Source organism: Ruegeria sp. HKCCA4633, assembly GCF_013034605.1.
Lineage (GTDB): Bacteria > Pseudomonadota > Alphaproteobacteria > Rhodobacterales > Rhodobacteraceae > Ruegeria.
On the sequence record NZ_WQGJ01000006.1, the window covers coordinates 274,454 to 297,947 of the forward strand.

A 23,494-nucleotide genomic window follows, 5' to 3' on the forward strand; every position below is an offset into this window, starting at 1 on the left:
AAAGGCGAGGCGATGAAGGCTCCGAACCACGTGACAGTTGGCGGTGCCCCCGAAGGGTTTGACGCGCAGCTCGTACTGAACGAAATCGCCCGCAGCAACGGGCCGGTGGCCCATGTCGCACGAGATGACAAACGGATGGAGGCGATGCGCGCCGCGTTGGCCTTCTTTGCCCCCGACATTCCGGTTTTTGTGTTTCCCGGCTGGGATTGTCTTCCTTACGACCGTGTGTCGCCGAACGCGGATATTTCAGCGGCACGAGTGGCCACTTTGGCGGCACTGGTCCATCAGATGCCGCAGAAATTCGTGCTGCTGACCACGCTGAATGCCGCGACCCAGCGCGTACCCGCGCGCGAGGTGCTGCGCGAGGCGGCGTTTACCGCGCGTGTTGATCAGCGCATCGACGAGACCGCGCTCAGGAATTTTCTGGTGCGTATGGGATTCACCCAAAGCCCAACGGTGATGGAGCCCGGCGACTATGCCATTCGCGGCGGCATCATCGACATCTTCCCGCCGGGCGAATCCGGTCCTGTCCGTCTGGATCTTTTCGGAGACGTTCTGGACGGTGCGCGTCGCTTTGATCCGGTGTCTCAGCGCACCACTGAAAAGCTGGATGTAGTGGAACTTGCGCCTGTATCCGAGGTCATTTTGGACGAGGCCGCTATCACCCGGTTCCGTCAGAATTATCGCATCGAATTTGGCGCGGCAGGTACAGATGATCCGCTTTACGAAGCGGTCAGTGCCGGTCGCAAACATCAGGGCATCGAGCATTGGCTGCCGTTTTTTCACGACAAGCTTGAGACGCTGTTTAACTATCTGCCGAACGCCACAATCACCTTGGATGATCAGGTCACACCAGCGCGTCTGGCGCGGTGGGATACGATTGCCGATCAATACGAAACCCGGCGTCTGGCGCTGGAAAACCGGTCCCGCATGGACACGGTTTATAAACCGACGCCTCCGGGGCTGCTGTACCTTGACGATGCCGCGTGGGAGGCCGCAGTTGCAGATCGCAGGGTGATGCAGTTCAGTCCTTTGCCGCAGGCATCTGGGCCCGGTGTCATTGACGCAGGCGGGCGAATTGGGCGCAACTTTGCCCCGGAACGTCAGCAGGAGAACATCAGCCTGTTTGGCGCTTTGGCCAGCCATATCACAGCCAAGCTCGACAAAGGCCCTGTGTTGATCGCCTCTTATTCAGAAGGTGCGCGCGAACGTCTGACCGGTTTGATCGAAGATGAAGGTCTGGCCGAGGCCATCCCGGTGACGAACGGCACCCGCATCGGTAAACGCGGTTTGCATCTTGCTGTTTGGGCACTGGAGCACGGGTTTGAAACCCCTGGCCTGACAGTCATCGCCGAACAGGACGTATTGGGTGACCGCCTGATCCGCCAGCCCAAGAAGCGGCGCAAGGCCGAGAACTTCCTGACCGAGACCCAATCTCTTAGCCCCGGTGATCTGGTGGTGCATGTGGACCACGGGATCGGTCGCTATATGGGGATGGAGGTCGTTACAGCCGCAGGCGCCGCGCACGAATGCCTGCTGCTGGAATACGCCGAGCAAGCCAAGCTGTACCTGCCGGTCGAAAACATCGAACTTCTGTCGAAATACGGCCATGACGAAGGTTTGCTGGACCGTCTTGGTGGTGGCGCTTGGCAGGCCAAGAAGGCCAAGCTGAAAGAACGCATTCGCGAGATGGCGGACAAACTGATCCGCATCGCCGCTGAACGTGCCCTGCGCAAGGCTCCGGTGATGGACCCGCCGCCGCACGCGTGGGAGGAGTTCAGCGCACGCTTCCCGTATCAGGAGACCGATGACCAGCTGCGGGCCATTTCGGATGTGATGGAAGACATGCATTCTGGTGCCCCAATGGATCGCCTGATCTGTGGCGACGTGGGCTTTGGCAAAACCGAGGTCGCCATGCGGGCCGCCTTTGTGGCGGCCATGTCCGGCGTACAGGTGGCCGTCGTGGCACCAACAACCCTGTTAGCCCGCCAACACGCGGCCAGTTTCAAGGAACGGTTCCGCGGTTTTCCGCTGGAAGTGCGGCAGCTGTCGCGGTTTGTGTCCGCGAAAGAAGCTCAGCAAACCCGTGATGGGCTGGCACGCGGAACGGTGGATATTGTGATCGGCACCCATGCTCTGCTGGCCAAGACCATTCGGTTTAACAATCTGGGCTTGCTGATCATCGATGAGGAACAGCATTTCGGCGTAGGTCACAAAGAACGTCTGAAGCAACTGCGCAGCGACATTCACGTGCTGACCTTAACCGCGACTCCGATACCTCGGACGCTGCAATTATCGCTGACCGGCGTGCGCGATCTGTCGATCATCGGAACGCCTCCCATCGACCGCTTAGCCATCCGAACATATGTCAGCGAGTTCGATGCCGTCACGATCCGAGAGGCGCTGTTGCGTGAACACTATCGCGGCGGTCAGAGTTTCTATGTGGTACCCCGTATTTCGGACCTGCCGGAGATTGAAGAGTTCCTGAAGGACCAACTGCCCGAACTGACTTATGTGGTGGCGCATGGTCAGATGGCAGCGGGCGAACTCGACGACCGAATGAATGCGTTTTACGACGGCAAATATGACGTGCTGCTGGCCACGACCATTGTCGAAAGCGGGCTCGATATTCCGACCGCAAACACAATGGTTGTTCACCGCGCGGATATGTTCGGTCTTGCGCAACTCTATCAGATACGGGGGCGGGTAGGGCGGTCGAAGACTCGTGCCTATGCTTACCTGACTACCAAGCCGCGTCAGAAGCTGACCGCCACGGCTGAAAAACGCCTGCGCGTTTTGGGCTCGTTGGATACGCTGGGGGCGGGGTTCACACTAGCGTCGCAAGACCTGGACATTCGCGGAGCAGGTAACCTTCTGGGTGAGGAACAGTCCGGCCAGATGCGCGACGTGGGGTACGAGCTCTACCAATCCATGCTGGAAGAGGCGATTGCCAAGATCAAGGCAGGTGAGATGGAGGGGCTGTCGGATGCCGACGATCAATGGGCCCCGCAGATCAATTTGGGCGTGCCGGTTCTGATCCCGGAGGATTACGTGCCCGATCTGGATGTGCGCTTGGGCTTGTATCGCCGCCTGTCCTCGCTGTCGACCAAGGTGGAGCTAGAAGGGTTCGCCGCCGAACTGATCGACCGGTTCGGAAAACTGCCAAAAGAGGTCAACACTCTGATGCTGGTCGTTCGCATCAAGGCGATGTGCAAGCGCGCCGGGATTGCCAAGCTGGATGGCGGCCCAAAGGGCGCAACCATTCAGTTTCACAACGACAAGTTTGCTTCGCCTCAGGGGCTGGTCGAATTCATCCAGAATCAGCGTGGTATGGCCAAGGTCAAGGACAACAAGATCGTTGTGCGGCGCGATTGGAAGAAAGACAGTGACAAGATCAAAGGTGCCTTTGCGATCGCCCGCGACCTTGCTGAAAAAGTGGTCGCGCAAAAGAAAAAGGCCAAAGCCGGTTGAGATGTGGGCAGGGGGCGCTGCCCCCGCTGCGCGTTCCGCGCATCTCCCCCGAGGTATTTGCGGCCAGATGAAGAGACGGATCCCCGCTTCATCTGGCTAAAAATACCTCCGCCGGAAGCATCGCGCGGCAGCGCGATCTATCCCACTAATAACGCATCGCGGCCTGCGCACAGAAGCAAGAGGCCGCCACCATCCGGTCGGCTCGTGCCAATGCCATGTCGAGCCGCTGTTTGATTTGGCGGATTTCCACCTGTTCGTTGCGCGCCATGAGGCAATCGTGCAACCCCTTCAGGCTCCACACATTGTCGGGGTGGATAGAGGCGCGGCTTAGCGCACCGCCCAAGCCCAGATCTTCGCGATATACATCTTCGGCTTCGGCCATATGGCCTTGTTCAAACAGCAATGCCCCAAGCGCGTGGCGGGTGGGCTGCATCCAACCCCAGGGTTCGTCATAGGGCAAGGTGTCGTCCAACTCGACCGAGCGACGTAGATGAGCAAAGGCGATTTCGAAGTTGCCTTTGCGATATTCGATCTCGCCCCGCAGCATTTCCTGTGCGATCTCGAGCAGATCGACCACACGATTGTTGTGCAGTCTGCGGGTTTCGGGGACGCATTCCTTGGCTGCGAGAAACAGGTTCTCTTCAGCTTCGGCGTGGACGACATCGCCGGTTGCGGCATGAGCGATGGCGCGGGCGTAGTGGGTCGTGGCTGTCAGGGTGCGGTAAAGGTCCGGATCGGAGGGAAGGTCCAGCGCCTTGGCCTCTTCCCAGCGGCCAAACCGGATCAGGATGTGCGGCCCCATGGACATGTAGCTTTCGAAGAAATCAGCCATGGGCGGGCTTTCGATACGCAGCATCTCTTCGGGCGTTGTATCCCAAAGGCCCTGATTGGCGCGCAGGGCGGGTTCGATCTGTCCCAGAAACAGGGCACCGTAAATCGCGAAGTGATAGTTGTGTTGACGATAGCCAGTGTAGATGTTGAACGCGCCTTCACGTTCGTAATACTTCAAGTCAGCTTCCGAGGCTTTTTCATTCCAGTGCACCACATTTTGGTAATGGCCGCACAGCACATCGATATGCGTCGGCATATGCACGAGATGGCCCGCATCCGGTACCAATGTGCGCAAAACATCCCCGGCTTTCAGTGCCTTTTCTGGCGTTGGCGACATCTCCATCAGGTGGACGTAAAGATGCAACAAGCCAGGATGGGACATTGCGTCGGGATCGTTGGCTATGGCCCATTCAAGCACCTCTTGTGCTTCAAGTGTGGCTGCGCCTTCTGCGGGTTGGCCGGTATTCAGATCCCACATCTGCCATGGTGTTAGGTTCAGCAACGCTTCGACATAGATTGTACGAAGGTCGAGGTGATCTTGGTGCGTTGCAAATGCCGCGCGCATTGCGTCAGCAAAGTCATGATCCCACTGGTGCATGTCCTCGATTGGATCGGATTGCGGGTAACGTGCGGGCAGAGCGTGGATCAGAGCCTGCTCAACAGGCGTGCAGTTATCGGCATTTTCCAAAGCCTTCTGCATTGCGTCATGGGCCAGCGTCAGTGCCTTTTTGCGTCCTCGGTCGTCCTGTAAGTCCCAGGGCAGGTTGTAATTCGGACCCGCCGCATAGGCCACACCCCAATGAGCCATGGCGCATTGGGGGTCATGCTCGACCGCGCGTTGAAAACAGGCGACGGCTTCTTCGTGATTATAACCGTAGGTCCAGTTCAGGCCCCGGTCGAACCACCGTTGTGCTTCGGGGTTCGAAGTGGAAACTGGGCAGGTGTATGTACCTAGATCGTAGTAGTCGCTCATTGAAAACCCTCCCCTCAGCTTGAGCGGAGGGTAGCGCGTTTCCAACGGCTTGCACAGGTCAGGCGGGCAGGCGCTCTTCCAAGCGGCCCATATGCAGCATGAGGCCGAAGGCAAGAACGCACATGCTCAGGATGCCGAAAGTCAAAGGTGCGATGGAACCGTCGAACAGCAATCCGATCGGGGCGGCGATGACGGCTGCCAGCACAGTCGAAATTGCCCCGATCACCGAAGCTGCCATGCCTGCAATATGGCCCATAGGCTCCATTGCGATGGCGTTCAGGTTGCCGATTGTCATGCCAGCCATGAAGAAAACCATGGTTTGCCAAAAGACGAACAGCGCAAATGAGGCGTTTGGCGGCAGGTTCGTCATGTTGAGAAGAATGACCAGCGATGTTATGGCGATCTGAGCGCCAAAGGCAAATGTCACCATACGTCGCATTCCGACACGCACGACCAATGCAGCGTTCAGCAAACTTGCCGACCCTGACATCAGGGCGACGAAGCCGAACCAGAAGGGAAAGCTTTCGGCCCGATCATAAATCACATCATAAACCGGCTGCACCATGGTAAGCATAGTAAACAGCATCCCCATGCACAGTGTCTGAACAAAGATCGACAGACGCACTGTGGGGTGGGCAAACATCTCTTGCACGGCGGCGATCATCAGGGGCAGGCGGAAGGGGCGACGGTTTTCTGCGGCGAGGGATTCGGGCAGGCGAACACCCATCCAACTGACAACGATCAGTGCAAACAGGATGAAAGAGACGAAGATGCCGCGCCAGCCGAACAGGGCGATCACACCCGCACCCAGCATTGGTGCGATGGCTGGAACTAGCGTGAAGATCATCATGGCTATTGATACGATTCGGGCCATTTCACGACCGGAATAAAGGTCTCGGATAATAGCCATAGCCACGACCCGCGGACCAGCTGCGCCTAAACCTTGCACAACACGTGCGATCAGAACCAGCTCGAGCGAGGAACTGGCCCACGCAACCGCAGATGCCGCAATGTAAAGAACTGCGCCGCCGAAAATTACGGGTTTGCGCCCCAACGCATCCGAGATCGGACCGGTAAAGAATGTGCCAATCCCCATGCCCAGCACAAAGGACGTCAGGATCAACTGTGCCTGATTGATGTCATCGGGGCTGAGCTGCGCGCCGATTTCTGGCAGGGCGGGCAGCATTGAATCGATCGAAAAGGCGATAGTGGCGAACATCATTGCGATTAGCGCAATGAATTCCGCCTTCGACATGCGGTTGGTCATGAAGAACTCCTAACCTGTTCGCGCTATCACGGCGGATCAGGTTAAGCCAGACTGGAAATTCGCACAGACCTCTGTGCTATTCTGCAGAGGAGGCCTCAAGTTGAGACATGATCTCGGCGATCACTTTTTCCCACATCTCAGGGGGTTGCGCCCCTGGAACCGCGTGTTGATTGGCCACAATGTAGGTGGGGACCGAACTGACGCCCATATCACGCGAATGGCTGTCCCGGTTGCGAATATCTTCGCGGTCGGCGTCAGATTTCAGCAATTTCATGACGACGGCGGCGTCCATACCGGCGCTGTCGGCGATGTCAGACAGCACTTCGGGGTCACCGATGTCACGGGCTTGCACGAAATATGCATCGAACAAGGCATCGACGACAGCGTTCTGTTTGCCTTCGATTCCGGCCCAATGGATCAGGCGATGGGCGTCCAACGTGTTGGGCGTGCGCTTCATGCCTTCGAAGTCGATCTTCAGGCCCGCATTCTCTGCATGCTCCACCACCGGAGCATAGGCCCGTACCGCACCGTCCTTGCCGCCGAACTTGCGTTCAAGATACTCACGCCGGTCCATGCCCGCATCCGGCATTTCGGGGTTCAGCTGAAACGGATGCCATTCGATGACAAAGGGGTGATCAGGGACATTGGCCAAAGCCTTGTCCAAATGGGTTTTGCCGATATAGCACCAAGGGCAGATCGGGTCGGACAGGATGTCGAGTTTGACGGTCTGGGTCATTTGCTTGGTGCCTCGAAATAGGCCGGCAACGCCCGGCGCAGAAGTTTGCCATTGCCGCCGGTTGGCAGGACAGGCAGGTGGATGAAGGCGCGCGGTTGCTTGTAGCGCGCCAGATTGGCCTCGACATAGGCGCGCAGGGCCGCATCGTCCAGCTTTTCCGGGCCGGTATAGAAGGCTGCTATCACAAATGTGTCCGGTTTGACCTCAATTGCCGCTGCGCCGACCTGCGTGATGCCGGGAAAGCGGGACAGGGCGGCTTCAACCTCGACTGGCGACACGCGATAGCCGCCGGCGTTCATCATGTCATCATCGCGGCCCAGATAGCTGATCTGGCCGTCCACTGCCATTGCGCCCTGATCTCCGGTCAGAAACCAGTCGCCTTGCATCCGCGCCTCAGCTTCGTCGGGTGCGTTAAGATAGGTCAGCATCAAACCGGGGTCCGAGCGGTGTATGGCGATGGTGCCTTCCTGTCCTTGTGGTACTGGGCCATCCGTCCCCAGGATCGCCACGCGACGCCCCGGTTGCGGCTGCCCCAGCGCGTCGCTACGCGCGGGGTGGGTCGGGCTTGAGGAAATAAAGGTCGAGCATTCGGACATGCCGTAGGCTTCGAATAGATCGGTGCCGGTGCTGGAAACCCATTTCTCATGCAGAGCGCGCGAGAGTTTCTCACCCGCGCATAAGCCATGGCGCAGGTCGGGCAATTCCATGTGTTCGGACATTTGCAGCATCTTCCGAAAGACTCCGGGGGCTGCAGCAAAGATCGTCGCACGGTGCTGGCGCAACAAGGTGGGCAGCGCGTCAATACTGGTGCCGCGTTCCGGGATCAGGGCCGTTGCGCCAATGGTCCACGGGTCCATTAACCCGGTGCCCAGCGTATAAGTCCAGTTGAACGCGCCCGCGTGGCACAATCGGTCGGTGTCGCGCAGACCGTACCAGCCATCGAGCATCATCTGCCGCGCCCAGATTGCCCGGTGGGCATGGGCCACCGCACGTGGCTTGCCTGATGTTCCAGAGGTGTAGACGACATAGGCCATTCGCTCGGGGTCGCCCATGGCAAAATGGGCTGCAGGCAGGCTTCGCATGGAATTCAACGCATCCAACCCAATCTGATTGGGGTGCGCGGCGCAGGCAACGTCGGGGTCGCGCAGAACGGCCGCTGGGGAAAGTTCCGCGATCATTTTGGCCGTTTCAGGCTCGGTCAGTTGCGACGATGTCGGCACAGGAACGATGCCCACTGCAATTGCGCCAAGATATGCGATCGGCAAATCCACTGTATTGCCCAGCCGCATCAACGCAATGTCGCCGGGCTTCAAGCCTGCTTGCAACAACCCTGCGCCAGTCCCCAATACGGCTGCTTTCAGATCGCGAAAGCTCCAATCCTGAGCGCCCGTCTCACGCAGCACGGATAGGGCAACCTTTTCGGGGATGCGATCCGCTTGGCCCAGGACATGCGCCGCCAGATTGAAAGGTGTGGGGCAGGGCTCAGGCGCCCCTTTATCAAAGATGGACAACATGGCCTTTGGCTATCGCGGAGCCTGCCGCGTTGCAAGCGCGGCGGACCGGGCCTATAGAGAGGGGCATGAGCACTCAAGATCCCAAATCCCTGATCCGAATTGCCCGTGACACAGGTGATCATACCGAAGTCGAACCACTGGACCTTGGCGCACGGGTGCGCGAGCTGCGCAAAGCGCGGAATTGGACTTTGGAACAAGCCGCCACGCAGGCGGGATTGGCACGTTCGACCCTCAGCAAGATAGAAAATGGGCAGATGTCGCCTACCTATGATGCGCTCAAGAAGTTGGCGATTGGCTTGGAAATATCAGTGCCGCAACTGTTTACGCCGCCACAACGCGATCAGGTGATTGGCCGTATGGCCGTGACACGATCCGGCGATGGGGCAGCCCATGCAACTGCCACCTATGAACATGAGTTGCTGGCCGAGACGCTGACCAAGAAACACATGCTGCCCTACCGTGCGCGTGTACGGGCGCGGTCAATGGAGGAATTTGAAGGCTGGGTACGTCACGACGGTGAAGAGTTCATGTATGTCCTCACCGGTGTCGTGCGGTTGTTTACCGAGTTTTATGAACCCGTCGAAATGCGCCGTGGTGACAGCGCATATTACGATGGCAGCATGGGTCACAATGTGATCTCCGTCAGTGACGAAGATGCGACGATCCTTTGGGTCACATCACTTGCTTGAAGACGCGTGAGCGAATTCGCGGTTCAGGCCTTCGGTAAACAGGAAATCTTCGACCTCTTCATGCGCTTCGTTAATTGTGAGTTGGTGGCGCTCGGCCAGATAGGCTTCGAACCCCTTTCGATCCTTAGAAACGCGCATCATGTCCTGATCCCGCAAGTTCGGAAAGCGCCGTTTTGCACGTGCGTAGGCCGCGCTCCAGTCTTGTGTAAGATCCGTCCAGTTCATCATCTATGAGCTTTCCTTTTGTAGCCATTAGGACTGCTCTCCCCCGACATCAGGGTACGGAAAGGCTGCCGCAAGGTAAGACATGACAAAATGTCGCACCTATCTTTCGCGATTGATCAGAGGTTTGTTGCCCGCTGCGAAACATCCGCAACGGGCGGACGGGCCTGCATTTGGTGTGAGTGGTGGCGGGCCCGGTTATGCTTTGTCCGGCATTGCCGGATTGTTCAGGTGCAGTGCCGAAATGCGTGAAGCCAGTTCTGCACCTGACCTAGTAAGTACAGGGTGTATACACGTTTTGCCCAGTAAATAAAGGATTTTGAACGGCGCCTCGATTTACTCACCAAGTATTGATAGACCTCAACGAGCTTTGTGAACGTCAAATGGCAGACTTGTGTGATTGTGACGATCTTCCGGTGTGCAGCGATCGGCAAATGGGCGCCGGGTGCCGCAAGGTGTGATCAGCAGAAATTTGCCAAACCCCGTGCATTTTCACCAGGCAAATCGAACCAACCCGGGTTCAGCTGACCCCGGTTGGTTAAAGAGTGTTTAATTCGCGTCGTACCACCAAACGTCGGGCATGTACTGCGGACCGTCACCATAGATCGGCACCGTGTCGGGAAACTTGAGCTCGCGGACATGCGCGATGCGCCCGACATCAAAGCTCCAGATCGGGATCACAAGGCGGCCGGCAGTCAAGACGCGGTCCAGTGCGCGGGTGGCTGTTGTGAAGTCTTCGCGCGTTTCAGATGCCAGCATGGCATCGATCATCGCGTCAACGGCAGGCGAGGATACACCCATCAGGTTGCGCGTGCCCGGTGTGTCGACGTATTCACTGCCCCAATAGAACCTTTGTTCGTTTCCTGGTGACAAGGACAGAGCGCGGCGGAAAGGCGTCATGTCGAAATCAAGCTCGTTCATGCGCGAGGTGTATTGCGCGTCATCGACTTTTTCGACCACCAGCTCGATGCCCAGACGTTCTAAGGCGCGGGCGTAAATCTCGGCAATTGTGCTGACGTCCTGCACGACATTCAGGCTGCCCTGGCTGATCACCATTTCAATCTTGAACGGCTGGCCTTCCACGTTTTTCAACACACCATCCTGAACGGTCCAGCCCGCGTCTTCCAGAAGCTTGACGGCCTTGCGAATGTTGCGCCTGTTCCGTTCTGATCCATCACCTTGCGGCAGTTCATAGCCTTCCAGCGTGCCGGGTGTAAGGTCTGCTTCGAAAGGTGCCAGCAAAGCCTGCACTGGTGCAGGGGCAGGTCTGGGTTGCATCGCCAGATCAGATCCAGAGAAATACGACGAAATACGCGGCTGCGCGCCACCTGTGACAGTGTCGTTGATAAATTCGAAATTGAATGCAAGGGTCAGCGCCTCGCGCACCCGCCAATCGTCCAGCGGTGGTTTGCGAGTGTTCATCACAAAGCCGGTCATCCCGGACGGTTTGCCATGGGGGATTTCGGTCTTGATCACATCTCCGCGCTGAACGGCCGGGAAGTTGTATTGCTTGGTCCATTTGTCGGCGTTGAATTCGCGTACAGCCGAAAGCTCTCCGGCTTTGAACGCCTCAAATGCGACAGAGCCGTCGCCGTAGAACTCGATCCGTAGATCGTCGAGGTTCATGGTGCCGCGGCGAAACGGGATGTCATTACCCCAATAGTTCGGGTTTCGACGCAGGTTCACATAGCGGCCTGCTTCGTAATCGTCGATCACATAAGGGCCGGTGCCGATTGGAATATCCTGCAACGTGGCGTTTGCAAAATCCTTTCCCTCCCATTGCGCCTTTTGCAGGATGGGGCGCATCCCAGCCAGCAAGGCCAGTTCCCGGTCTGGTTCGTTGAATGAAATCCGAACCGAGCGCGGTCCGGTCTGTTCAATGCTGTCGATCTTGCCCCACAGCCCGCGATAGCGCAGATGACCCTCGGTCCCTAGGGTCTCATAGGACCAGATCACATCTTCGACCGTAACAGGGCTGCCGTCGGAAAACTGCGCCTCTTCGCGCAGGGTGAATTCGACCCAGGACCGGTCTGGTGCTGCCTCAACTGATTCGGCTAACAGCCCGTAAAGCGTGAAAGGTTCATCCCAAGACCGCCCCATCAGGCTTTCATGGGTCCAAAACGGCAATTGCCAAGGAGAGGTGCCTTTTTGCAAAAACGGGTTCAAGCTGTTATAGCCGCCGGTGTTTCCGAACACCGCTTTGCCGCCTTTGGGCGCATCTGGATTGGCGTAGGGGAGAGACACAAAATCCGGTGGTAGGGCCGGTTCCCCATACATAGCTATGCCATGAGACGATTCTGCATGGGCGACAGACGTGAGAAAAATGCTGGCGATTCCCGCCGCAAATTGTCGAAACGGTCGGAGAAAATCCGGGCTCATTTTGGAAACAATCCTGCTCTGGCCTTATTTTGTTGGGGATCACCGTAGTGATGATTTTTCTTATTATCAAACTTTTAGCTTGGACGAAGGCATAGAATTGCTTATAAAGGTCTTACTGCTCGATAGGTTTCTTGCCTGTATGAAACCTGCCTCAATAACTTAACGCCCGCTTCGTGCGGGCGTTTTTTTTGAGCAGATCGGGATGTCCAGGACCTGGGTATCGTTTCCATAGTTTCCCCGTTTTCTTTGCAGGTGCAGCATGGCATGGTGCGCCAGGACATCGCATAAGGGAGATCGGTCATGAGCCTTTCCGGCAAAACGGCAATCATTACAGGATCAAATTCAGGCATCGGTCTGGGGGTCGCGCGCGAGTTGGCCAAGGCGGGGGCCAACGTGGTTTTGAATTCCTTTACCGATCGGGATGAAGATCATGCGCTGGCCGCAGAGATAGCGAAAGAGACCGGAACCAACGCGCGCTACATCAAAGCGGACATGTCCAAAGGCGATGAGTGCCGTGCACTGATCGAGCAGGCAGGGGCCTGCGATATTCTGGTGAACAACGCGGGCATTCAGCATGTCTCTCCGATCGACAAGTTCCCGACCGAAAAATGGGACGCCATTATTGCGATCAATATGAACTCGGCTTTCCACACCACAGCTGCTGCACTGCCGATGATGCGTAAGGCGGGTTGGGGCCGGATCGTCAATATTGCCTCGGCTCATGGTCTGACCGCCTCGCCTTACAAAGCGGCCTATGTTGCTGCAAAGCATGGTGTGGTTGGGATGACCAAGACCGTCGCGCTTGAGACCGCGCAAGAGCCGATCACCTGCAACGCCATCTGTCCGGGCTATGTTCTGACACCTCTGGTCGAGGCGCAGATCCCGGATACGATGAAGGAATACAACATGAGCCGTGAAGATGTTGTGAAGAACATCCTGCTGGAACGTCAGCCCTCGAAGGAATTCGCCACTGTCGAACAGTTGGGCGGCACCGTGCAGTTCCTGTGCTCGGACGCGGCGGCTCAGATTACCGGGACAACGATTTCGGTCGATGGTGGCTGGACCGCACTTTGAGGTTCCATGGGGGCGCAGCCCCCATACCCCCGGAGTATTTCTGAAAAGATGAAGGGGCCGAGGCATGAAACGGATCAATCTGGCATTGCAGGGCGGCGGGGCGCATGGGGCGTTCACCTGGGGTGTGCTCGACAGGTTTCTGGATGAAGAAGACGTCGAGGTTGCGGCCATTACCGGGACGTCAGCGGGGGCGTTGAACGGGGCAGCGTTCAAGTCGGGTATGGTGCACGCCGGGCGCGACGGCGCACGCGCAAGTCTGGATGCGGTGTGGGCGCGTATGGGTGCGATTGGCGATTTGCGTATGGCCCATTGGTTCCGAGGAGTGGAGCCTGCAGCGATTTCCAGAGCTATGGAGTATTCAGTCCCTTATTCCATAGGCGAGGCGTGGTCCCGAATGGTGTCGCCTTACGCCTATGGTCCGTTTTACAGCAATCCGTTGGAGGCGGTGGTTGATCGGTTCAATTTCGCCGAAGTATGCGCAGATGAAGGCCCGCGCCTGTTTGTCTGTGCCACTTGCGTGCGAAGCGGGAAAATCCGCGTCTTTACGGGTGATGAAATTTCAACCGACGCCATCCTGGCCTCGGCCTGTTTGCCGACCTTGTTCAAGGCCGTTGAGATATACGATCCTGAAACCGAGCGGACCGAGGCGTATTGGGACGGTGGGTATACAGGGAACCCAGCGCTTTACCCGTTGTTCAATGACGATCTGCCCGACGATGTGGTTATCGTTAATATCAATCCGCTGGAACGCGATGAGGTGCCTGTCACACCGCAGCAGATCCAGAACCGGATCAATGAGATCAGCTTCAACTCATCCCTGTTTCGCGAACTCAGGGCGATCAGTTTTGTGCAGCGGTTGCTGAAAGAGGGAAAACTGAAACCCGGGGAAATGAACCGTGTACTGGTTCACATGATTGCGGATAACGAATTGATGAACAGCTTGTCTGTAGCAACCAAAACCGTGCCCAACCCGGTCATCCTGCACAAGTTGAAAGAGGCTGGGCGAAGGGCAGCGGATGACTTTCTTGTCAAACACAAAGCGGATTTGGGGCAGAACAGTACAGTTGATCTGCCCGCAATGTTTGGCTGATCACTCGGGCGGCTGCGTCGGATCTTTTTCGTTGGGGTAAACGAGACCTGCCGAGATTACCAGTTTCGCGGCATCTTCAATGCTCATATCCAGCAATATTACGTCTTCGGCGGGAAAAAACAGCAGGAAGCCTGAGGTTGGGTTGGGCGTGGTTGGCACAAAGACGCTGAGCAGTTCGCCCCCGGTTTCAGCGCGTTTGCTGACCTCACCGCGCGCGCTTGTTGATACAAAACCAATGGCCCAAATACCGCGACGCGGGTACTGAATCAGGCAGGCTTTTTCAAATGACCGTTCAGTCTGGGCAAAGACCGTTTCCGAGATTTGCTTGATCCCGGAATAAACCGACCGCACGACGGGCATCCGATCGACCAGACCTTCGGCGAAATGGATCAGTGAACGGCCCAGTATTCCTTTGGCGATCCAGCCAACGAGTACCGTGAAAATCAGGAAGATCACCACACCCACGCCGCGCAAGTTGATGCCAACATATTGTTCCGGTTGGAACTGTTGCGGCACCAGCGGCAGTACGGCGCTGTCGATCCATCCGACCACCGACCAGATCAGCCAGACCGTCAACCAGACAGGTGCAATGACGACGATGCCCGTCAGAAAGGATGCGCGCAGCCGGGACAGCAGGCCGGGGCGGCGGTGGGGCTCTTCGTCGAAAGGTGTGTTCATTGCAGGTCCGAGTGAGCAGTTCCGAATGGTTTCCGTGGTTTAGGTAGTCAATCCCTCGCTTTGGTACAATAGGGCTGCGTCAGCCCTGATGCACCAGCGATTGCGCGATTTTGGCTGCGAGACGTGCATTGTTGCGGACCAGCGCGATGTTCGCGGTCAACGAGCGGCCTTCGGTTTTTTCGAAAATGCGCTGCAGAAGGTATGGGGTCACGGCCTTGCCGGTAATGCGGTGGGCATCTGCGTCGGCCTGAGCCTCGGCGATGATGGGGGCCAGTTCCTCGGCCGGAATCTGATCGGTGGCAGGGATTGGATTGGCAACCAGTTGTCCGCCGGGCAGACCTAGCGCGCGGCGCATGGCGTGGGCTTTGGCGATGGCGTCGGCACTATCCATGCGCAGGGGCGCAGCAAACAGCGATTTAGCGGACCAGAACGCTGGAAATTCATCCTGCCCAAATGCGATGACAGGCACGCCCAAAGTCTCTAGCACTTCAAGCGTTTTGGCGAGGTCAAGGATGGCTTTGGCCCCGGCAGCAACCACCGTGACCGGAGTATGGCCAAGTTCGTGCAGGTCGGCAGAAATGTCGAACGTCGTCTCAGCCCCCTGATGCACGCCACCGATGCCGCCGGTGGCAAAAACCTCGATCCCGGCGTAATGCGCGGCGATCATGGTGGCGGCGACGGTGGTGGCCCCGGTGCCCCCGGTCGAAATGCAAGCTGCCATGTCCGCACGTGAGATCTTGGCGACACCTTGCGCCTGGCCCAGCCATTGCAGTTGGTCGGGCTCGAGCCCCACGTGCAGTTTGCCTTCAATCACCGCCATGGTTGCCGGAACTGCGCCCGCATCACGAATGTCCTGTTCGACCTGAGCCGCAACTTCGACGTTTTGCGGATAAGGCATTCCATGGGTGATGATGGTGCTTTCCAGCGCGACGATGGGTTGGCCTGCGTCTTTGGCGGCGCGGACCTCGGCTGAGTATTGAATGTCGATCACAGTGGGGTTTCTCCGGAAACATAGGTTGCAGCGGCGTGCAGCGCGCGGGTCAGGGCCTCATCACTGGATGCGCCACCGGATTCTGAGGCGATATGGGCCGCCATGAAGGTATCCCCGGCACCGGTCACGCGGGTGACCAGTACGGACGGGGGCGTTTGGGTTAGGATTTCGTCGGAACTGCCCACGGTGGCTGAGTTTCCACTGTCAGTCACCAATACACGCAGAGCACCGCGATCCAACAAACCTTTGGCAGCGCTCTCAGAGTCGGTGAATTCGCGCTGGCACAGGATGCCGGCCTCTTCGAGGTTCACGTAAAGCGTGGCGCGAGCATGCTTAAGGAAAGGCAGCAGCCGTTCGGCTTTACCGGGCGAGGCTGGGGCCACGCGCAGGTCGGCGCGGGCAAAAGCGGGGCTCTGGGCGATTTCTTCCAAAAGGTCCAGCGTCAGGTTGCCATCCAGCGCGATGGGTCCTTCAAAGGGTGTGTTCTTATAGCCTAAAGGTCCGTGCATCAAAGGGCGTAGGATCTTTGCGCCTGCCGCTTCCAGTGAATGCGCATCAGCAATGGCTGCGATCAGCCCGTTCGCACCCTCGACCGCCATGTAGCGGTCGGTCGGCAAATCCTGTGAGCGGTAGATGTGATCCGTCACCATACCAAGACGCGAACAAGAGTGGACAAGTTCATCGCCTTCGGGATCGCGCCCGATGGCTGTCAGCAAAGTGGGGGTCATACCAAAGCGCACCAGCGTCATGGCGATGTTCATAGCAACGCCGCCAGGCAGGCGCGTGATCCGCCCCGGCACGTCGGAACCTTGCCGCATTGCGCTGGCCGACCGCCCGATCACGTCCCAAAGGACCGATCCGATACATAGGATATTGCTGGTCTGAGTCATGGGGATGTCATGCCGCAGCGGTGATGCCCGTGCAAGTCAGAACGTAACCACCGTCAGATATTCCCGAACCACCCGGCACTTACGCCTTTTGCGCTTGCGATCCGAGACCTGCATGGGAACAATTGACCACAATGATTGGTGATTTGTTTCTTTTTCCGGAGCGTTTCTTATGAACGGCCGTGTATTTCGGGCCATCCTTCGTGTCTTTGCCCTCTTTGTACTTAGCTGTTTCGTCTTTGCGTTCCTTTCTTCAAGCGCGGTGAGGGCGCAATCTGACCAACCTACGTTGATTGATTTCTGGATCGCTGATGAAAAGCTGTTCCTTGAGGTTGGATTGAATGCTGAAGCACTGTTGCTTGGGTTTGATCCAACACGGCATGAAGTTCTTTCCGGGGATCCGCAGTATCTGACACTGCGGCAGATGGCGGCATCGGAACTGGAGCCACAGATCAGAGCGTTTGTTGAAACGTGGGTGCAGGACGTCGAAGTCCAGGTTCCCGAGCGTTTGAAACTGACTTTGGAACGCGTGGTTGTCTCTGAAGGCGGTGGTCAGGAAGAAGCGCGTGTTACCAAACTGCTGCTAACAGCACCTTTTCCGGATCAAGCTTCGAACCTGAAACTGCGCTGGCCGGTTGATGGCGGGCCGATTGTGCTGCGGCAGCAGGGCGTTGCGGCCCCCTATACCAGTTACTTGGCGGCTGGTGAAACCAGCCCTCTCATACCATTGCGCGGAGGGGCATCCTTGACGCCGCAACAGACACTACAGACGTTTTTTGCGTTGGGGATCGATCACGTCATAAACACGCCGTTCGCACCGTGCTTGCTTGCCCTGGTTCTTGTGTTTCTGTCCTTGTCCTTGCGAGCAGTCGTGGCGCAGGTGGTGTTTCTGTCAGTTGGCGTGTTCGTTGGGCTTGGCTTGGCTGTCTACGACGTTTTGAACGTGCCGACCTATGTTGGTTTACACGCGCCGACGGCGTTCGTCATCGGGCTGGCGTTGTGGAACCTCGTGGCACGACGGTTGCAGGTCGCGCGCCTGTTGACGGTGTTTGCTGGCGGAACAGTGTTTGGATTGGCTTTGGCAAGGGCTCTTAGGGCTATCGGCGTGCCGCCGGACCATCAGCTTCCAGCGTTGTTGGGGTTTGGGGCTGGGGTTTTGGTGCCGCTGGTTTTGGCTGCCTCGGCTGCGTTTGGACTGGCGCTTTTGTTTGCTGGCGGTTCGCATAGGACCCGCAGCCGGATTGCAGTTCTGGCCTCAATCCTGATTGCAGGGCTCGGGGTGTATTGGCTGGCCGAGCCCTGGATGCTGCGTTGATGCAGGGTTAGGACATCCCTGCTGTCAGAGTGTTAAGCGCGCCAAGCGGATCGTCGCTGTTCCAGATTTCGTCCCCAATTCCGAAGAAATCGGTGCAGGGGGCAAGGTCGCGGATCAGGTCGGGCGTTAGCCCACCTTCGGCCACAACCGGAACTTCGATCATCTCGGACCACCATTGGAACAGGTCCTTTTCTGCGCGGGTACCATCGCCCAACGTGGCCGTGCCAACAGGTCCGAAGGCCACGTAATCGGCCCCGCTTTCACCTGCTGTCATGCCATCATGGCTGGAGGCACCGCAGAAACTACCAACAATTGCATCCGCGCCCAATTCCTTGCGCGCAGCCCTGACGGACCGAGCCGCGTCGTCCAGATGCGCCCCGTCCAGACCCAGACGCTGGGCCAGCAGCACGTGGTTCGAAATAACTATGGCCACATCACGCGCATGGGCGACTTCCCGGCAAGCGTCGGCCGCGCGGGCGATTGTGTCTTCGTCGCTTCCGGCCAGCGCCAGGCGGATGCAGGCGATGTCGGCCCCGTCCAGTACCGTTGCCAGCTTGTTTGTGAAGGTGCTCAACTCGATGGTCGGAGGCGTGATCAGGTAAATCTGCGGCTGCTCGGGGGTGTCCATGGGCGCGTCCTTCGGTTTTTGGTCTTTGGCGCGGTTTAGCGGATTGCGGCGGGGAAGCAAACTTTTATGCCTGCCGAGGCGGTATTTGGAAACAGAAGAAAAGGATCGGGTTGCCCTGTTGACGCCGTCGGATTAGAGCGGGCGGAACTTTTCGGAGACAGCCATGCCCAGCGATACATCTCAGCCATCCTTCGTGCTCGTGCGCCCGCAGATGGGCGAAAACATCGGCGCCGCCGCGCGCGCGATGTGGAATTTTGGTCTGGACCGTATGCGCATCGTGGCCCCACGCGACGGCTGGCCGAATCCCAAGGCCGTGGCCATGTCCAGCGGGGCAGGGCGGTTGCTGGATGAGGCGCAGCTTTTTGACGATCTGGCAGGATCGCTGGCTGACAGCACGTTTGTCTTCGCAACAACAGCCCGACAGCGCGGGTTAACCAAGCCGGTCTACAGCCCAGAACGTGCGATGCAGATCGCGGCTGAGAAAGTCGCAACAGGTGAAAAAGTCGCCGTGTTGTTCGGTCCTGAACGCGCAGGGCTTGAGAATGAGGACATCGCAAAGGCCAACGCGATCATCTCGGTTCCGGTGAACCCGGAATACGCCTCGCTGAACCTGGGGCAATGCGTGTTGCTGACCGCTTATGAGTGGATGCGCCAGACCGGAGACGTGGTGCATGAGGCCACCGATCTGGGCAAGGGCGACTGGGCCACAGGGATCGAAGTGGAAAAACTGGTCGAGCATTACGAGGATCGTCTGGAAGAGGCCGGGTTCTTTTATCCCCCTGAAAAAGCAGAGGGTATGAAAGTTAATCTACGTAATCTGTGGTCGCGGATGCGGATGACACGCGCCGATGTGCAGATGCTGCATGGGATCATGCGGCAGATGGTCCGCTGGAAAGACAATAGCTGAGGCTGGACCTATCTTCCACCAAGCCCTAGCTTGCGACAAAATCAGGACATGAGGACAGCATGAGCGGTAAGCGCAGCATCTTCGAAGAGGTCTCGGACACCGAAAAACAACAAGCCGTGCAACCGGGAATGATCGACCGGGGACGCGGCGGCGCGCGTCAGGCGATCCGCGTTTGGCTTATGATCCTGTTTGCCCTGGTCGTCGTGATGATTGCGGTTGGTGGCCTGACACGCCTGACCGACAGCGGCCTTTCGATCACGGAATGGCGTCCGATCACCGGGGCCATCCCGCCGATGAATGAGGCGGACTGGCAAGCGGAATTCGATAAATACAAGCAGATCGACCAATGGCGCATCCAAAACCAATGGATGGAGTTGAATGATTTCAAGTTCATCTACTGGTGGGAATGGGGCCATCGTCAACTGGGCCGCGTCATCGGACTTGTCTGGGCCATTGGCTTTTTTGGCTTTCTTGCAGCGCGCAAAATTCCAACCGGCTGGACTGGTAAGCTGTTGATTCCGGGCCTGTTAGGCGGTGTTCAGGGTGCGGTCGGCTGGTGGATGGTCGCCTCAGGCGTGACGCAGGGTGAGGGCATGACCGCCGTTGCCAGTTATCGTCTAGCCACACATTTGGGTCTGGCTTTTGTGATCCTGGGCTTTCTGGCGTGGTACATCTTTGAATTGGGCCGCGAAGAACGCGACCTGATGCAGGCGCGCCGCGCGAAAGAGGCGAAACTATTCTCGCTGTCCACCGGTCTGATGCATTTCGCCTTTTTACAGATACTCGTTGGGGCGCTGGTTGCTGGGATCGACGCTGGGCGGTCCTACACCGATTGGCCCTTGATTGGCGGGCAAGTGTTGCCGCCGGATGCCACTGCGTTGGAGCCGATGTGGCGGAACTTCTTTGAAAGTCCCGGATTGGTGCAGTTCATTCACCGCTGTGCGGGGTATCTGCTGTTCATCTTCGCCTTCATCGTCTGGCGTCGTGGTGGAACCAGCGCGCATCCGCAGACACGTTTTGCCTTCAATGCCGCCTTTGCCGCGCTGGCGTTGCAGGTTGTCGTCGGCATCGTGACCGTGGTCTATGGCGCACCTTGGCAGATCGCGATCTTCCACCAATTCATGGCCGTTGTCGTCTGGACCCTGATCCTGCGTGCTCGGTTCCTGACCGCTTATCCCATCGCAACATCCCTGCGCGGAGTTTGATCCAATGACCGCTTTCAATGAACTCATGGCCTTTCAGCGTGAAACCTCGGCTTTGGGCCAGATTGCCGGGCGGCTGGGTTGGGATCAGGAAACCGTCATGCCGCGTGGGGCTGCCCCGCAACGTGCCGAAGAAATGGCCGCAATCGAAGCGGTGCTGCATGCGCGCCGGTCCGATCCGCGTGTGGCGGAATGGCTTGAGCAAGCCGCGCCACAGGACGAAGTGGGTAAGGCCCAGTTGCGTGAAATCCGCCGGGCCTATGAGCGTGCGGTGAAAGTGCCTGCTGATCTGGCAACAGCGATCGCCCGTGTGACATCCGCTGCGCAGGGGTCTTGGGCGCAGGCGCGGGCGGATGAAGACGTCTCGGCCTTTCTGCCGGTGCTTGAAGAGGTCGTGTCACTCAAACGGCAGGAGGGCGAAGCCCTTGCGCAGGGCGGGGACGTCTATGACGCCATGGTCGAAGATTACGAGCCCTACACGACCGGCACGCAGATTGCGGCCATTTTTGATGAGATGCGCCCACGTTTGGTTGCCCTACGCGCCGCAGTATTGGATCGCCCGGAACCGGCAGCCCTGAATGGCAGTTTTGATGAACGGACCCAGATGCGCCTGACGCAAAAGCTGGCGACGACTTTTGGGTATGATCTGAACAATGGCCGTGTTGACAAGGCGGTGCATCCGTTCAGCTCGGGCAGTGGGCTGGATGTGCGCATCACCACGCGAACCAGTGAAACGGACCCGTTCAACTGCTTTTATTCCACGATACACGAGGTCGGCCACGCCGCTTATGAACAGGGTATCGACAAAGCTTATTTGCTGACCCCGCTTGGGAACGGCGTGTCAATGGGCGTGCATGAAAGTCAAAGCCGCATATACGAAAACCAATTGGGTCGTTCGCGTGCCTTTACTGGGTGGCTGTTCGGACAGATGACTGAGGCATTCGGCGATTTCGGTATCGCTGACGCGGAGTCGTTTTACGCTACGGTAAACCGTGTTCATAACGGCTATATTCGGACCGAGGCTGATGAAGTGCAGTACAACCTTCACATCATGTTGCGCTTTGATCTGGAACGCGCACTGATGGCCGGAGACCTGCAAGTGAGCGAGCTCGAGGCCGCCTGGAATGACAGGTTTAAAGCCGACTTCGGCTATGCGGTCGACAAACCTTCGAATGGCTGTTTGCAGGACGTGCATTGGTCGGTTGGATTGTTCGGGTATTTCCCGACCTATTCGCTGGGCAACGTTTATGCAGGATGCTTGTTTCAGGCGCTGCGTGCGGCAGTGCCAGGGCTGGATGACCGATTGGCCGAGGGTGACACCTCGGGTGCGACGGGCTGGTTGCGCGAACAAGTTCAACAACATGGCGGGCTTTATGCACCCCGCGATGTCATTGCACGCGCCAGCTGTGTAGAGCCGGGGCCAGAGCCTTTGCTTGCGTATCTGGAAAAGAAGTTTGGGGCTTTGTACGGGCTGTGACCTGAGAATTCGGTCTCCGGACTGCGTGCAGAAAGGCCGGATTTCTTTGGTAATGCGGCCGCGACAACGGTGATTTTTTTCGTATTTCACCTTAGACGGACCGTTCCAGAGATGATTGCCGTTGGCGACGTCAATACCGCGCGTGTGACACCATATCGCGATCCAGTACGTGAGGCATCATTGACTTGGTGTTCACGCTTGACAGGCCTTTATAAGATAGGCCCGGATCGATTTTTGGGGTGTAAGGAATTGTATTATAGAAAGCTGAAAATACTTCCAGTCAGCGTCACCGTTTCAACATAGGTAACAATGTTGAGGGGATTTACCCTAAATGAGGAAAAAGGGTGGCCAAATTATGTCCGGGATACTACGTGTTTTCAAGTCTATGTAGCACTCTAGTTGGAGTGCGAATTTGTAAAAAGTGTTTCAAGGGTAGGGGTTAAACACATGGCACTGAAACGTAATGTGGCCGCGGTTGCCTTAGTTGGGGTGTTGGCTGGTAGCGCCGCCTCGGCGTTGAGTGTGACAGCTATTTCTCCTTCATGGCAGAACGTGAATCCAACGACTGGTATTACGGAAAGCAGTTCTGGTTCTACGATCTCGCTGCGTTGGGGCGGTGGCAGTAACCCAAGTGGTTATGATTTTACGCCGACGGGAACACCAATATTGAATCTTTCGCCGGACACAGCTTTTGACCTGGGACAGTTCACGCACCTCAACTTTCCGATTCCGGGGGACGTACTGAGTTCGGTCGATCTTGTCGTCGATCTTCAGATCGGCGGCGGACCTCTGGTGTCATCAACCTTTTCACTGACACATAATGAGACCTTGAATCGATCGGCAAATTGTCCTCAGGATCCAACACCTTGCAACGATGTTGTGACAATTGCCAACACACTTGGTTCTCAGAACTTCACCTTTGGTGGACAGAACTATGTGTTCTCGGTGCTTGGCTTTTCACAGGACGGTGGTAACACGATTTCCACTGGATTCAGTACGGTGGAAGAGGCGCAGAACTACGCAACGCTTTATGGTCAGTATACGATCGCGCCTGTTCCGCTGCCAGCAGCCGGGTGGCTGCTGCTTGGAGGTATTGGTGGGCTGTTCGCATACGGACGTCGCCAAAAGCGCAAAGCGGCTTAGGCAAGGTTTCTCCACCACGC

The 23,494-nt window shown here is 57.5% G+C and carries 19 protein-coding genes; 9 read left to right on the forward strand and 10 right to left on the reverse strand.

What is annotated here, in order from left to right; genetic code table 11:
• Positions 1-12: 12 nt before the first annotated feature.
• The gene (gene mfd / locus GOV85_RS16190; RefSeq protein WP_171179992.1) at positions 13-3,471 is read left to right on the forward strand and encodes a transcription-repair coupling factor; all 3,459 of its coding nucleotides are present in this window, start codon (positions 13-15) and stop codon (positions 3,469-3,471) included.
• Positions 3,472-3,616: 145 nt separating this feature from the next.
• Here the strand turns inward: mfd and GOV85_RS16195 are convergent, their stop codons facing one another.
• The 4 genes from GOV85_RS16195 to GOV85_RS16210 form a co-directional block, all read right to left on the reverse strand.
• Entirely contained in the window at positions 3,617-5,275 is a 1,659-nt protein-coding gene (locus tag GOV85_RS16195) for a tetratricopeptide repeat protein (protein ID WP_171179995.1), read from the reverse strand.
• Positions 5,276-5,333: 58 nt separating this feature from the next.
• Complete coding sequence (locus tag GOV85_RS16200; protein ID WP_171179997.1) at positions 5,334-6,542, reverse strand: multidrug effflux MFS transporter; 1,209 nt, start codon at positions 6,540-6,542, stop codon at positions 5,334-5,336.
• 76 nt (positions 6,543-6,618) lie between these two features.
• Positions 6,619-7,278, reverse strand: a complete 660-nt coding sequence (locus GOV85_RS16205; protein WP_171179999.1) for a DsbA family oxidoreductase — start codon at positions 7,276-7,278, stop codon at positions 6,619-6,621.
• On the reverse strand, positions 7,275-8,792 hold the full coding sequence (locus tag GOV85_RS16210) for a class I adenylate-forming enzyme family protein (protein WP_171180001.1): 1,518 nt from the start codon (positions 8,790-8,792) through the stop codon (positions 7,275-7,277). Before GOV85_RS16210 ends, GOV85_RS16205 begins: the two co-directional genes overlap by 4 nt.
• 65 nt (positions 8,793-8,857) lie before the next feature.
• On the opposite strand from GOV85_RS16210, the gene GOV85_RS16215 reads away from it, so the two are divergent.
• Positions 8,858-9,481 (forward strand): helix-turn-helix domain-containing protein, encoded by a 624-nt coding sequence (locus GOV85_RS16215; protein ID WP_171180003.1) that lies wholly within the window; start codon positions 8,858-8,860, stop codon positions 9,479-9,481.
• Here GOV85_RS16215 and GOV85_RS16220 read toward each other — a convergent pair.
• The gene (locus GOV85_RS16220; RefSeq protein ID WP_371813612.1) at positions 9,470-9,706 is read right to left on the reverse strand and encodes a hypothetical protein; all 237 of its coding nucleotides are present in this window, start codon (positions 9,704-9,706) and stop codon (positions 9,470-9,472) included. The two genes, GOV85_RS16215 and GOV85_RS16220, sit on opposite strands and share 12 nt — an antisense overlap.
• Positions 9,707-10,252: 546 nt before the next feature.
• Entirely contained in the window at positions 10,253-12,082 is a 1,830-nt protein-coding gene (locus GOV85_RS16225) for an extracellular solute-binding protein (RefSeq protein WP_171180007.1), read from the reverse strand.
• 300 nt (positions 12,083-12,382) lie between these two features.
• Here GOV85_RS16225 and GOV85_RS16230 point away from each other — a divergent pair, with 300 nt between their 5' ends.
• Together GOV85_RS16230 and GOV85_RS16235 are read left to right on the forward strand one after the other, a co-directional pair.
• The gene (locus tag GOV85_RS16230; RefSeq protein WP_171180010.1) at positions 12,383-13,156 is read left to right on the forward strand and encodes a 3-hydroxybutyrate dehydrogenase; all 774 of its coding nucleotides are present in this window, start codon (positions 12,383-12,385) and stop codon (positions 13,154-13,156) included.
• Between the two features lie 64 nt (positions 13,157-13,220).
• A complete protein-coding gene (locus tag GOV85_RS16235; RefSeq protein ID WP_171180012.1) occupies positions 13,221-14,246 on the forward strand; it encodes a patatin-like phospholipase family protein in 1,026 nt (341 codons plus the stop codon).
• Here GOV85_RS16235 and GOV85_RS16240 read toward each other — a convergent pair whose 3' ends face one another.
• The 3 genes from GOV85_RS16240 to GOV85_RS16250 all read right to left on the reverse strand — a co-directional run bounded on the left by GOV85_RS16240 (position 14,247) and on the right by GOV85_RS16250 (position 16,805).
• Positions 14,247-14,924 (reverse strand): DUF502 domain-containing protein, encoded by a 678-nt coding sequence (locus tag GOV85_RS16240; RefSeq protein ID WP_171180014.1) that lies wholly within the window; start codon positions 14,922-14,924, stop codon positions 14,247-14,249. It abuts the gene before it with no gap.
• 79 nt (positions 14,925-15,003) lie between these two features.
• The gene (locus GOV85_RS16245) at positions 15,004-15,915 is read right to left on the reverse strand and encodes a pseudouridine-5'-phosphate glycosidase (protein ID WP_171180016.1); all 912 of its coding nucleotides are present in this window, start codon (positions 15,913-15,915) and stop codon (positions 15,004-15,006) included.
• A complete protein-coding gene (locus GOV85_RS16250) occupies positions 15,912-16,805 on the reverse strand; it encodes a PfkB family carbohydrate kinase (protein WP_171180018.1) in 894 nt (297 codons plus the stop codon). Before GOV85_RS16250 ends, GOV85_RS16245 begins: the two co-directional genes overlap by 4 nt.
• Before the next feature lie 169 nt (positions 16,806-16,974).
• Between GOV85_RS16250 and GOV85_RS16255 the strand changes: the two genes are divergently transcribed.
• On the forward strand, positions 16,975-18,117 hold the full coding sequence (locus tag GOV85_RS16255) for a HupE/UreJ family protein (protein WP_171180020.1): 1,143 nt from the start codon (positions 16,975-16,977) through the stop codon (positions 18,115-18,117).
• 7 nt (positions 18,118-18,124) lie between these two features.
• On the opposite strand, the gene GOV85_RS16260 is transcribed toward GOV85_RS16255, so the two are convergent.
• The gene (locus tag GOV85_RS16260) at positions 18,125-18,745 is read right to left on the reverse strand and encodes a thiamine phosphate synthase (RefSeq protein WP_171180022.1); all 621 of its coding nucleotides are present in this window, start codon (positions 18,743-18,745) and stop codon (positions 18,125-18,127) included.
• A 163-nt stretch (positions 18,746-18,908) separates the two neighbouring features.
• Between GOV85_RS16260 and GOV85_RS16265 the strand changes: the two genes are divergently transcribed.
• The 4 genes from GOV85_RS16265 (at position 18,909) to GOV85_RS16280 (ending at position 23,474) form a co-directional block, all read left to right on the forward strand.
• Positions 18,909-19,652, forward strand: a complete 744-nt coding sequence (locus GOV85_RS16265) for an RNA methyltransferase (protein WP_171180024.1) — start codon at positions 18,909-18,911, stop codon at positions 19,650-19,652.
• Positions 19,653-19,711: 59 nt separating this feature from the next.
• A complete protein-coding gene (gene ctaA / locus GOV85_RS16270; protein WP_171180027.1) occupies positions 19,712-20,857 on the forward strand; it encodes a heme A synthase in 1,146 nt (381 codons plus the stop codon).
• A gap of 4 nt (positions 20,858-20,861) precedes the next feature.
• Complete coding sequence (locus tag GOV85_RS16275) at positions 20,862-22,331, forward strand: carboxypeptidase M32 (protein WP_171180029.1); 1,470 nt, start codon at positions 20,862-20,864, stop codon at positions 22,329-22,331.
• Positions 22,332-22,778: 447 nt separating this feature from the next.
• Positions 22,779-23,474 (forward strand): THxN family PEP-CTERM protein, encoded by a 696-nt coding sequence (locus GOV85_RS16280; protein WP_171180031.1) that lies wholly within the window; start codon positions 22,779-22,781, stop codon positions 23,472-23,474.
• Positions 23,475-23,494: the final 20 nt, after the last annotated feature.